Source organism: Paenibacillus sp. GL_099_B, from assembly GCF_057835695.1.
The window spans coordinates 3053801-3066219 of the sequence record NZ_CM174430.1 but is presented as its reverse complement, the minus strand read 5'-3'; the positions used below and the strand labels follow the sequence as shown (position 1 = coordinate 3066219).

Sequence of the window (12419 nt, the reverse complement as noted above, 5' to 3'; positions counted from 1 at the left end):
CTTGAAGCCCGCTTGTGCCAGACCTTGAAATTACACATCCCCCCCTTTCCTGTTTACTCGTCGTATTTTCCTATTGAACACCCCTAGTGGAATGAGATGCCACGTACATACTCGTTCATTTCAATCGCTGGATGATCCGGGCTGTGCACACGTTGACCTGCAATCGTCAGATTATTAAACGTCACTCCTTCGATACTGCGCTCTTCGTCATAACCATAGATCCGGGAAGGATATAACGTCCCTCCTGCGTACTCGATATCCTCAAATACAATGTGTTTAATCCGCCGACCAGGAGCAGGATTGTAATCCTTGTTCCTAATCACACGCAGATCGAACAGCTGACCTTGCTCAAAGGTTTCCACTCTGATTCGAGAATAAACAACGTTCCGCACGGTATTATGATCACCCGCGTTAATGGCCATGGCTCCCCAATAGTTGGGTTGTGGCTCGTGATGTTCCAATATGTCGATATCTTCGTACCGGATATCCTCAATCACATCCCCGTTTGCCTCGTGGTCCCCGTGCGTGCCAATCATAAGTGGATGTGCAACATCAGCCCACAGCACAGCATGTCTAACCCGGATACGACGCGAGTCACCACGGTAACCCCATCGGCTGCCATAGATCGCGATGCAATCATCCGAGTTGCGCATGAAAACATGTTCGATCTCAATATCCGAGCTGGACATGATATCAATACCATCCGACCAGCCCCGTGTACTGAATGACTTAATACCCTTGATGGACACGTACTGTGAGCTACCGATGTACACACTGTAGTGCGGCACGTCGATGATCATAATGCCTTCAATGGCAATCCGGCTCGCATGGATCAACCGAACTCCGCGGAATGCAGAGAAACGATGAAAGTCGGCCAGATAGACCATGCCTCGCCCCCGGATTGTAACGTTCTGAACCCGATCACAGACGAATGAACCGGCGACAGCAGCACCGCCATCAATATAGACCGTCTTGCCCGATGGAACGCGTAGGATGGTCTCTTCAATGTAATGCATGCCTGGTGCAAAATAGAGTACTTCAGCCGCTGTCTCCAGCCATTCCGTACGATGGATGCCAGGCTGTATGACGTGAACACGTGGATCGTGCATGCTTGGAGCATCCGTCTCCAGCCCGTTTCCGAATAGATGCAGATTGCGAAACCGTTCGCCATTTACCTCGATGGACAACTTAAGAGGTTCTTTCAGTTCAAATGAGATTACATTGCCCCGTATCTGTGATTGGATTTTATAAGATAAGGGTCGAATATCAACGGTCTCAACCTCCGTGTATCTGCATTCAATTTCCAATTCAATAGGAACACCCATATCAAAATAAGCCATGCTCGCCTGCCGCACATGGTGCATATCAACCTTTACTCCGTATACATTTACATCAGACCACGGTCCGTCACTGCCAGCCTCACGAATACGAATAATGTAATCTTGGGATTGGGGAATTTTCTGAATCAGGGGATAACAGATGATGGGCTGCACAAGCATTCCTCCAGCTATAATATAGGTGTAGACCCCGGAGTATCGTGGGGTCTACAGGCTAATCGATACTTATATAATTAATTCGTTCAAATGTCTCCACAATTCTACCAATCTGAGTCTATTACTTTTTGTTTGCCGCAAAAGCATCCAGTTGAACCTGTAATTCAGCCATAAACTTGTCGAATCCAGCGCCCTCCAGCTGTTTCTTCACATTGGCAAGATCGGCATCGATATCCTTGGTAATGCCCACTGACAGAGGAACGATATACTGCGATTTAACCGTCTCCATGCTTGCAAGCTCTGCAGCCACATTAGATGTGGCAAGTCCGAATCCGGCCAGTGGACTTTGACCATTCTCTTCCGCTTTCTTGGCACCTTCATTCTGCAATTTATCGTTAATGGATTGCCATTCGTCTGGATATTTCTCCTGCAGGTTCATATATCCATCATATAGCCCCGTCCAGCCTGGCTTTTTGTTCTCCGATTTGATGCCTTCATAGCTAACGAATTCGCCATCCAGCTTGTAATTCTCTCCTTCAACTCCGTACTGCAACAGATTGTAATACGTCCGATCGGTATGAGCTTTTTCGATAAGCTTTAGAACCGTTTCGACGTGTTTGGAGTGAGCACCAATCGAGATCATGGTGATATTATCCGGTGCCATGAACGGCATGTAGGCCGGAATATTGTTGAAATAATAATCAAACCAACCATACTCAAAATCAGGATGCAGCTCTTTCAGTGCACCAACATAACTGCTGCTGACAGCGCCAAAGTGGTTGTTAAATTCAAGCGGCTTTTTGTCGGCTTTCATCAATTCCAGCGTCTCACTTGTCGCATTGCCCTGAGCAGCCAAAATATCGTGGCTCACAATGCCATCTTCATACCACTTTTTGGACCGCTCCAGAACCTGCTTATACTCAGGTGTGTCGTACATGCCGATCGCCTTGTATGGCTCATCCACGGTGGCAACAACGTACCCTTTTACCAGATCCAGATACTTGGAGCCCGCAACCAGAGTCCAGACGTTATCCGCGAACCGCTTATCATTAATCATCGGCGTGTCTGGATAAGCTTCTTTGGCCTTGTAAAGATATTGTTCTACGGTATCCAGATCTGTAATTTCCGGTAATCCCCACGCTTTGCGCAGATCTTCACGGAACAACAGGCCTTCTCCGCCGCCTCCGGGCTTATTGTATTGTGGAATGCCGTAGAGACTACCGTTAATCTTTACGGTATCCAGTGTGCCTTTATAATGCTCCACCAGATCAGGCACATCTCCCAGCAGTGGGGTCAGATTCGCAAATGCATTCTTGGTGGCGAACGATGCAAAGTCGGACCAGGCGCCGCCAACATAAACGTCGTATTCCTTCGCGGCGATAGCTCTGCTGATCTGATTCTTTTCATCTCCCCAAGGCACAAAGTCAAAACGAATCGTTGCCCCCAGATCCTTAATCGTTAGCTCATCCAGTTGCTTGTAAAAGTTGTCCATGCCACTGGCGGGAGCATTCCCCATCGTGATACCCTTCAATTGCACAATCGTCTTGCCATCGGATGTCGTTGTGCTTGAACCTTCGGTAGTACCTTTGTCCGAACCCCCATTCGAACATGCGGAAAGGATAACCGTGAATACCATGAGACAAGACAGAAGTGATTTTCTAATATGTAGCGCTTTCAAAACAATCCCCTCCATTATGATGATATTTTTGTATGTGAAGCGACCAGTGACAGCCTTTCACCCTATCCTGATCGTGTAAACCCATTATCATTTATCCCTTCACGCCTCCAACAATCAGACCGCTGACAAAATGACGCTGCATGTACGGATACAATAGGATAATGGGGCCCGTTACCAGCATGGTCGTTGCCAGCTTCATCGTCTCACTTGGCAGCTGATCCACGACAATCTGAGCGTCTCTGACGGCATCCGTTACACGGGATAACATACGATAAAGCAGATACTGCAATCCCCATTTCTCCTGATCCGAAATCAGGTACAGACTATAACCAAACCAGTTATTCCAGTAACCCAGTCCAAGAAACAGTCCGATTGTTGCGCTAACAGGCTTCGAGAGTGGAAGAACAATCTGCCAATAGATTCTGAAATCGCCTGCCCCGTCGATTCGTGCGGACTCCATTAAGGAATTGGGGATGCTTTTGACATAGTTGCGGAACAGGAACACATTAAATGGAGAGAGCATACCCGGAAGGATAATCGCCCACAACGTATGATTGAGATGCAGCACATTGGCGACCACCAGGTAGGTGGGAATCAGTCCGCCGCTGAACAGCGTGGTAAAGTAGATAAAGAAAGCAACTTTCTCCCGGTGCTTAAAGTCCGGACGGGATAAAATGAATCCGCTCATGGACGTTGTCAATAATCCGAGCAACGTACCCAGCACCGTAACATAAATGGTAACCAGATACGCCCTGCCAATTTCCCCTCCCAGGGTGGTAAAAACAATCTTGTATGCATCCAATGTGAAATCCTGTGGCAGTAGTGAGTAGCCATTAACTACAATTTTGGATTCATCACTCAGTGATCCTGACAGCATCAGGATAAATGGAGCGACGCAGATTAGTGCTACCAAGCCAACAATGACCACAGCCATAACATCGAATATTTTCGAGCTTGCATCCACTTTTAACTTGTTCTTGTCAGATGTTGCAGCAAGTTGTGCCATCAGGCTTCCTCCCATTCGGTTGACGATTAAAATAATGAATTTTCACGATCCACTTTACGCACAATTGCGTTTACCGTCACAACAAGTACCAATCCGAACATCGATTGATATAGCCCTGCCGCCGTTCCCAGTCCGAGACTGAAATTCACGGTTAATGAACGGTACACATACGTATCGATAATGTCGGTTGCATTCAGCAGCAGTCCGTTGTTGCCGATTATGTTCCAGAACAGATCGAACTGTCCCCTCATAATTCCTCCGATAGCAAACAAAACCAGGATGATAACCGTCGGCTTCAAAAGCGGCAGTGTAATGAACCGAATCCGTTGCCACTTGCTGGCGCCATCGACATAAGCTGCTTCGTATACGCTTTCATCAATACCCATAATAGATGCTAAATAAATGACCGTACCGTACCCTAGCCCCTTCCAGATTTCGATAATGACGATGATGAATGGCCAGACCTCAGGTGACTGGTAGAAGTCAAAGCGCTCGAAACCCAATGACGTAAAAACGTTGTTAAACACACCATACTTGTAGTTGAACAGATTGTATACAATGGAACCAACTACGACCATCGAGACGAAGTAAGGCATGAACATCAGCGTCTGCGACGTTTTCATGAATTTCTTGAATGTCAGTTCCCTAAGCAGAACGGCCATGGCGATCTGACAGATGTTGCCGAGTACAATGAAGGCCACATTATAGAGCAGCGTATTGCGAGTCAATTTCCAGACAATCGAATCCCAGCCTCCTTTGAACAGGAACTCAAAATTTTTCAACCCCACAAAAGGACTGAACAGACCCTTGCTAAAGTCATAGTCGGTAAACGCGTTGTAAAGACCCGCCATGGGAAGGTAGTTGAATAAGGTGAAAAACACGACCAGGGGAATGAGCATAATATAATATGTTTTGTGTTCCCTGAGGTCTGCAAAGCGCCTTTTCTTCTGTTTGAGCGCTTTTGTCATTGCTATATTTGGTTCTGCCATCGTATCACCCTTTCCTTGCTTCCTATTGTAGTCCGGCACAACACCTCTCTACTATTCGAATTTCACAAGATTTCTGGTACTTTTCGATGAAAATGCAAAACAAAAGCGACAGGTATAAATACCTGTCGCCATGCTCTCATCTTATTCCATAAAAGGCTGCCGTTGTCTGCTTCGTTTACGGCGCCCAATGTTACCGCCATTTTTTTCATCAAAATCATGTACTAGCTTGCTTCAATTCATGTGTATCCCGAAAAACCATCGGAACATTGATGATTACACTTGTGCCTCTGCCCTGAACTGATTCATAATGTATTCCATCCGTTTCATTATAATAAAACTCCAGCCGTTTGCGGATGTTATGTACGCCGTATCCGCTGCCTTGATTGCGGTGTAGCCGAGAGGGGGATTGCTCTAAGCCAGGGCCATCGTCAGTGACCACGATCCGTACTCGCCCCTCCTCTATGCCTCCCGTAATTGTAATGATGCCACGGCTATCAGGCTTTTCCAGAATACCGTGTACAATCGCGTTCTCAACTAGAGGCTGGAGCGTAATTTTGGGCAACATACATTCCATTACCGCTTCGTCTACGTGTACATCGAATTGGATTTTGCCTTTGAATCTCTTCTGCTGAATGCTTACATAGATCTCAGATAAGCGCAGTTCATCCCTCAGAGTTACGAAGTCTTCCCCTTTGTTCAGAATCAACTTGTAATAATCAGAGAGAGCGTACACGACCTGCTGGACGTTCTGCTTCTCTTCTTTCTGAGCCATCCAGACGATCATATCAAGCGTATTGTAGAGAAAATGCGGATTAATCTGGGACTGCAATGCCCGCAGTTCTGCCCCTTTCTTATCTTGCCCAAGCCTGTACTGACTGTCCATCAGTTCCCTGACACTGTTAATCATATAATTGTAGCTAGATACCAGATGACCTACTTCGTCCTCCCTATTGGGAATATCCAGCGTGTTTAATCTGCCTTGCCGAACCTGACTCATTCTGTTCATAAGCAAGAATATGCGACTCGTAATGGATTTCGTCACCGGGATGATGCATACCAGTAGAGCCAGGCAGACAAGCAAGTATACGAAGAGCACCTTGTTTCGCACCTGATTCACGGCTGTAGCTGCCGTATCCGGAGATATGACGGAATGCAGGAACAGATTGCTCGATCCAACTCTCGAATCTCGGACGATATAAGAGGAGTCACCCACTCTGACCTCTTCAAACTGGTTTCGGCTCACCTGAGATCTGTATCCATTTCGTTGTTCCAACTCCGCATGTCCATTGCTGATGACTACTTCTCCCTCATCCGTATCCAAGTAGACCAGCTGCTCCATGGTTAAGTTCATGATATAGGGCTGAAGCTGAGGCAACTCCACACGCAGCGTTACGATGCCTACCGGCTTGGAATAGTCATTAATATTCCACAGCACTCTTCCCAGCGCTAAATAACTCACGGACGATGTGCTGCTCTCATCTTTCATCATTACCCACACCGCTTCGCCGCCCCCTGCAACGATCTTCCTGACCCAGGGCAATGACGACACCTGAGCATATGGACGATACATCGTTGCATGTGGACCCGTTATGACGAAGTCATCATTAATATAATATACGATACCGTTAATCTCAGAGTTTGTCTGAAGAATACGTGTATAATCCGTGATCCGTTCAAAGGCGGACAGCTGCTCCCACACCTGCATACGCTCCGGGTCCTTGGAGAAAACCGCATTGATTTGCTCGTCAATCGTAATCATCGACGACACTTCCTCAATATGGGAGAATTTGCTGGACAGCAGTGATAAAGTTTGGTCAAAACTTTGGTTGGCTGCATAGTTCTGTCCAGTAATTACAGAATTACGAAGTTCGCCGTATGTCGCCGAGAAAGTAATCATCAATGGAATAATGCCTGCGAGTGCCAGCAGAATGACCAGTTTTTTTTGCAGAGATAGATTGCCCAGCCACTTCAGAACCCTCATTGGGAAAACTTCTTTCGATATTCCACAGGTGTTACGCCCGTAGCAGCCTTAAACACCTTGGCAAAATATCCTGCACTGGCATAACCGGACATTTTCGAAATATCGATCATTTTGAAGTGCTCCTCAAGAATAAGCCTCTTGGCAAGCTCCAACCGATAGTCATTCAGATACTGTTTAATCGTAGTTCCTGTCTCTTGCTTGAAGAGAACACCAAGATGGGCGGTGGATAAGTGCACATAGTCGGCAATCTCCCGCACATCCAGGTCTACATCACTGCAATGGTCAGATATATAGTTCATCACACTACGAGTCAAACCCGAATATGGCGATATCCGTGTGAACTCCTCCTGATACGCATGAGACAGCTCAAGCATGTGATCCTTCACCTCAAGCATTGTACAGCATTCGTTCAACTGCTTCTCCACATCTTGAATCTGAACCATCTTCCCCATGTGGATCAGTACACCATTTCTCTCTTTGAACAGCGCATTGGCAAACGTGATACACATGGACAGCACTCTTTCTCTTGCCAAATCCCCTTCCTCCAGCACTCTGTTACAGAACGTCTCCATCCAGTTGATCAATCCTTCCGGTTCCTGCTTCAGCAACCGGTAGAATTCAGGATATATGTCGCTTCTGAGCCCTTGTGGTGAGTAATTCACCGGATCATATTTGAGGTAACACAGATCTGGCTTGAAAAAAACACGTTCCATGGCCAGTGCCGCTTCGCGGAAACTTCTGGATACTTCCTCCAGTCCGGCCACTACCAGCCCGGCTGCAATACGAAGCTCGCTGTATTCCCTGCATAGCGTTTCTGCCAGTACCCTCACCATCTCCTCATTCGGTCGGGGCAGTGCCACGACAAGCAGCAAACGGTCATAATCCAATTGCTCGCCGATTGTAGCAAGATTATGTTGTTCCCAGTAGTTCTGGATGTTGACGGCATCGACCAGCATTTCCTTGTTGAACTGGGATACGATCAGGCATACATAGCTCGCATGTACCGGATAACCGATCTCCTGGGCTTTGCGTCTAAGTTCATCAGCGGGGTGGGACTTCGTTCTCAGCGCATTAGCCAGCTTCACACGCTCCAGGTCCATCTTCTGATCCAACAGCAAATGCTGCGCCCTCCGCTCGGCGATATAATGTACTGTTTTCTGGATGGCGTTCTCCATCTCCGGTAACTTGATCGGCTTTTCCACATAATCGACGGCCGAGAGCTGAATCGCGCTCTTCAGATAAGCCACATCCATGTACCCGCTCATGAATAACAGCTTGCTATCCGGGCAGACTGCCTCGAACTGCTCGGCAAATTCGATCCCATTCAGCTTCGGCATGCGTATATCCGTAATGACAATTTCAGGCCTTTGAGCGGTTGCAATACGTAAAGCCTTGGCTCCATCCTCGACCTGAAGCACCTCATGTACACCGAAGCTCTTCCAGTCGATAGCCTCCACTAGCCCTTCTCTTGTATAATCGTCGTCATCGGCAATCAATACTTTCATCGCGATGCCCCCCTTTTTACAATGTACAGCTAAGGTGTTCGTTAAGATAGCGCTTACATTTATAAGCACGATCCGCTTCCTCGCCCTTTCTATCCTTCATATCGGTATATTATATCAACAGGGTCGCCTTTGGCTATCAATCAATTCTGAGAAATATACATTTCATCCAATTAAATCGGGCAAAAAATAATTAAGGTGGAATTAAGACTCTGTTTTCTCTCCAATAAGATTGGGCATATATGATAGAGAAAATACAGAGAGAGTATGTGAGAGATGATGAAAAAATTTCGCAGAAGATTATTTAAGACGTTTATATTCGGAGCAGTGGCTTTACTTCTCCTTCTGGTTACGGGCTTGATCTATCAACAAGTGAGTACCCGTCAGGATCAGAAAACGTTTATTCCGCCTGGCAAGCTCTACAGCATACATGGAGACAATATGCATTTATATACGGGTGGTCAAGGAGATACAACAGTTGTCCTTGCATCTGGATGGGGTACAGCTGATCCTTATGTGGATTATTATCCGCTCTATGAAAAGCTTGCACCTTACACGAAATTCGTGGTTTATGATCGCTTTGGCTATGGTTATAGCGATATGACCGATAAGAAACGCGATGTCGATACCGTGGCAGATGAATTGCACGAATTATTAGAGGTATCTGGGCAAAAGCCACCATACGTTCTGGTGGGTCACTCCCTCGGTTCGCTGGAAACGCTTCGGTTTGCGCAAAAATATCCGGATGAAGTACAAGGTATTGTCATGTTGGATGGGGGAAGTCCGGAATATTACGCCAATGACACTGACGATATGGCAAGTGTGATTGGTGGCTTCATGAACCAATTCCGTATCAAAACAGGTTTGTTTCGGTTGACTTTACAGTCTGACGCTGTTGTGGAAGCTTCCAATGCCAATCGCAACGGCCTGAAGTTTGTACCAGATGATCTGAAGAAAATAGATACAACGGCTCTATTACTTAACTATGGGAATGCCAACACCGTGGATGAGTTGCGTGAAATGACAGCCAATGCCAAGGTTGTCGTCGACAACAAAAAGCCCTTCCCGTTTCCGCTTACCATAGTGACAGCAGATTACTTCGGAGCCAGTGAGCCTATATGGGATAAAACCCAAGCTGAATTTACGTCCTGGTCAGAACATTCCAAACATGTAACTGTTAAGGACACCGAGCATTATATTCATCAATATCACCCGGATCTTGTAGCCGATGAAATATTGGAACTGGTCAAGAAGTAGATTCCCTGAACAAACGTTAAACAAGCAATACAATTCGTTTCAAAATATAACCCTAACGATTCTGGTAATCGTCAGGGTTTTTATTTCATTAAAGGTCTCACTGTGCTAGTGCCGTCCTCGGTGTTTGCGATCTGAAATGTGCTAATGCCTCTTGGACCTCCGCGGTCGTGAGACCGTGTCGATCAAAATAATGCACGACCTCCTCCAGGTCAGCTCCATCACCGCTGTATATCCGCTCAATCTTTCGAATAATCTCTTGTTGTAATCGCTCTCGAATCCGCAGGCAACTGACAGGTTCACATAGCCAAAAATCAGTTCGTTTGACCTCCCCTGTTGCAGTCCATAACAAATTCTCATATCGTATGACATCCCAATCGAGATAACCCGCCTGTATCTGCTGAAGTTCTGTTGAAAACATATCATATATTAGATTGTGCGGTATGTGTCCGTACGCTGCCCGATACTGTCTCAGGTTGAATCCTTCAATCCACTCTGTCAGTAGAAAATTCCCCGGAGCGTACGCATACAATTCGGGAACATGATGATTGTTTTGCAATGACAAGAGCGCCTCACATTCCAATTCTCCATTCACTTTTCCACGAGGTGTATATACCTTAAGGCAGTACTCTTGTAAACGATAGACAACCGACTGCTTTCCCATTAGTGAAGCTTGCATGGTCAGATGACCGTTTTTATCATAGCGATCTAGCAATTGTTCAATATTCGCAGGTATAGATTTAACGATTCTCATAAAGACGTCTCCTTGATTATAAAATACATTCTAAAACGTTTTCCTCTATCCGTTATCATTCATTAATCTACTCTCTATATTATCTTTAAAATTCCATATGAACATATACAATTTCACCAGAACATGAACTATTTGCTTCCAACATCGAGATTTATTTTATTCGACTGGCAGGTTTATTTTCACTCTAATGGATGGAACCCGTTTCATGTCAAGGTACAAAAAAACGATGCCCTCTATTGAAGAGAAAGCATCGTTTCATTTCTTATATGACTTTCAATTAATGCATAGGACCTTGTTGGCCCTGCTGAGCACCGACCTTAACTCGTTTTACGAAGAGTGAAGTGATCAGTCCAATCACAGCAAGAACCAGTGCGAAAATAAATGCATTTTGTACACCGGATGTGAAACCTGCCAACTGATTCTCTGGGCTCCCAGGATCCGTCACTCCGCTCAAGAAGCGGGTCTGACCTGCACTCAGTATACTTACCGCAACAGCTGTACCAATAGCCCCGGATACCTGCTGCAATGTATTCATAATTGCCGTTCCGTGAGGATAGAAATCAGGTGGCAATTGATTCAAGCCGTTGGTTTGTGCAGGCATCATAATCATTGAAATCCCGATCATCATGAACACATGCAGCGTAATAATCTTACTCAAAGTCGTTGTCGGAGTGATTCCTGTGTACATGAAGAGTACAACAGTCACGATAGCAAGACCAATAATCACAAGCCATTTCGGACCGAATTTGTCAAACAGACGCCCCATAACTGGGGACAAGAATCCATTCAGCAAGCTGCCCGGCAGCAAAACCAGACCGGCAGTCAGTGCCGTAACTGCCATACCTTGTTGCAGGTACATCGGCAGGATCAGCATGGATGACAACATCATCATCATACAAAGGAAGATCAGAATCAAGCCGACTGTAAACATTGGATATTTGAACGCCCGCAGATCCATCATCGGCTGTTTCATTCTCAATTGACGGATGCTGAACAGCAGCAAAGATAATACTCCAATAACCAGTGTGGCTACAACGATAGGACTGGTCCAGCCACCGCCACTTTCCCCATGTCCTCCTGCACTACTGAATCCGTACACGATTCCACCAAAGCCAAGTGTGGAAAGTACAATGGAAAGAACATCAATTTTGGGCTTCGTCAATTTCGAAATATTCGGTAAGAACAGCAAGCCACATACCAATGAGATTATGAAGAACGGCAATGAGATCCAGAAGATCCAGTGCCAGCTCAGGTTAGCCAGAATCAGACCGGAGATACTCGGACCACTTGCTGGCGCAAACATGATAACCAAACCAATCAGTCCCATGGCAGCACCACGTTTTTCGATCGGGAAAATAACCAATATGGTGTTAAACATCAGTGGCAACAACAGAGCTGTACCTACTGCCTGTAGTACTCGTGCCACTAATAGAATTTCGAAGCTAGGTGCAAGCGCAGCAACAAAAGTTCCTGCTATCGAAAAAATCAGGGAAGTTGTAAACAGCTGTCTTGTAGTAAACCACTGCAACAGCATACCGGATACCGGTACCAAAATTCCTAATACGAGCAAATAACCTGTCGTTAACCATTGAATCGTTGTAGGTCCAACTTCCAGCAAGCCCATAAGTGGTGTCAAAGCCACATTTAGTGCCGTTTCACCGAACAGACCAATAAAGCCGCTGAGTAGCATGGCGAATAAAATCGGAAATACTTTATATTGTTTTGTTTCTTGTTGATCTTGTACAGATCCAGCCTTCATTGA

9 protein-coding genes are annotated in these 12419 nt (G+C 46.0%); 1 reads left to right on the top strand and 8 read right to left on the bottom strand.

Features of this window, described 5'->3' with window-relative positions; all coding sequences use genetic code 11:
• Positions 1-83: 83 nt before the first annotated feature.
• From AC3ITG_RS14185 to AC3ITG_RS14160, 6 genes are all read right to left on the bottom strand, one after another.
• The gene (locus AC3ITG_RS14185; protein WP_489254109.1) at positions 84-1499 is read right to left on the bottom strand and encodes a glycosyl hydrolase family 28 protein; all 1416 of its coding nucleotides are present in this window, start codon (positions 1497-1499) and stop codon (positions 84-86) included.
• A 115-nt stretch (positions 1500-1614) separates the two neighbouring features.
• Positions 1615-3171 (bottom strand): ABC transporter substrate-binding protein, encoded by a 1557-nt coding sequence (locus AC3ITG_RS14180; RefSeq protein ID WP_489254108.1) that lies wholly within the window; start codon positions 3169-3171, stop codon positions 1615-1617.
• Between the two features lie 91 nt (positions 3172-3262).
• Positions 3263-4177, bottom strand: a complete 915-nt coding sequence (locus tag AC3ITG_RS14175) for a carbohydrate ABC transporter permease (RefSeq protein ID WP_489254107.1) — start codon at positions 4175-4177, stop codon at positions 3263-3265.
• 26 nt (positions 4178-4203) lie between these two features.
• A complete protein-coding gene (locus tag AC3ITG_RS14170; RefSeq protein ID WP_489254106.1) occupies positions 4204-5166 on the bottom strand; it encodes an ABC transporter permease in 963 nt (320 codons plus the stop codon).
• Positions 5167-5380: 214 nt separating this feature from the next.
• Positions 5381-7147 carry a sensor histidine kinase gene (locus AC3ITG_RS14165; protein WP_489254105.1) on the bottom strand — a complete coding sequence of 589 codons (1767 nt, stop codon included), beginning with the start codon at positions 7145-7147 and terminating at the stop codon, positions 5381-5383.
• Positions 7144-8652 carry a response regulator gene (locus tag AC3ITG_RS14160; protein WP_489254104.1) on the bottom strand — a complete coding sequence of 503 codons (1509 nt, stop codon included), beginning with the start codon at positions 8650-8652 and terminating at the stop codon, positions 7144-7146. The genes AC3ITG_RS14165 and AC3ITG_RS14160 overlap by 4 nt, the downstream gene beginning before the upstream one ends.
• 273 nt (positions 8653-8925) lie before the next feature.
• Here AC3ITG_RS14160 and AC3ITG_RS14155 point away from each other — a divergent pair, with 273 nt between their 5' ends.
• Complete coding sequence (locus AC3ITG_RS14155) at positions 8926-9906, top strand: alpha/beta fold hydrolase (protein WP_489254103.1); 981 nt, start codon at positions 8926-8928, stop codon at positions 9904-9906.
• A 97-nt stretch (positions 9907-10003) separates the two neighbouring features.
• Here the strand turns inward: AC3ITG_RS14155 and AC3ITG_RS14150 are convergent, their stop codons facing one another.
• Both AC3ITG_RS14150 and AC3ITG_RS14145 read right to left on the bottom strand, forming a co-directional pair.
• Complete coding sequence (locus AC3ITG_RS14150; protein ID WP_489254102.1) at positions 10004-10657, bottom strand: protein kinase family protein; 654 nt, start codon at positions 10655-10657, stop codon at positions 10004-10006.
• A gap of 277 nt (positions 10658-10934) precedes the next feature.
• On the bottom strand, positions 10935-12416 hold the full coding sequence (locus AC3ITG_RS14145; protein ID WP_413379635.1) for a DHA2 family efflux MFS transporter permease subunit: 1482 nt from the start codon (positions 12414-12416) through the stop codon (positions 10935-10937).
• Positions 12417-12419 lie beyond the last annotated feature (3 nt).

What these genes read in the sequence shown, in the direction of transcription:
- AC3ITG_RS14145 (WP_413379635.1), bottom strand. Translation starts at nt 12,416, where the DNA reads ATGAAGGCTGGATCTGTACAAGATCAACAAGAAACAAAACAATATAAA.
- AC3ITG_RS14170 (WP_489254106.1), bottom strand. Translation starts at nt 5,166, where the DNA reads ATGGCAGAACCAAATATAGCAATGACAAAAGCGCTCAAACAGAAGAAA.
- AC3ITG_RS14160 (WP_489254104.1), bottom strand. Translation starts at nt 8,652, where the DNA reads ATGAAAGTATTGATTGCCGATGACGACGATTATACAAGAGAAGGGCTA.
- AC3ITG_RS14155 (WP_489254103.1), top strand. Translation starts at nt 8,926, where the DNA reads ATGATGAAAAAATTTCGCAGAAGATTATTTAAGACGTTTATATTCGGA.
- AC3ITG_RS14185 (WP_489254109.1), bottom strand. Translation starts at nt 1,499, where the DNA reads ATGCTTGTGCAGCCCATCATCTGTTATCCCCTGATTCAGAAAATTCCC.
- AC3ITG_RS14165 (WP_489254105.1), bottom strand. Translation starts at nt 7,147, where the DNA reads ATGAGGGTTCTGAAGTGGCTGGGCAATCTATCTCTGCAAAAAAAACTG.
- AC3ITG_RS14150 (WP_489254102.1), bottom strand. Translation starts at nt 10,657, where the DNA reads ATGAGAATCGTTAAATCTATACCTGCGAATATTGAACAATTGCTAGAT.
- AC3ITG_RS14175 (WP_489254107.1), bottom strand. Translation starts at nt 4,177, where the DNA reads ATGGCACAACTTGCTGCAACATCTGACAAGAACAAGTTAAAAGTGGAT.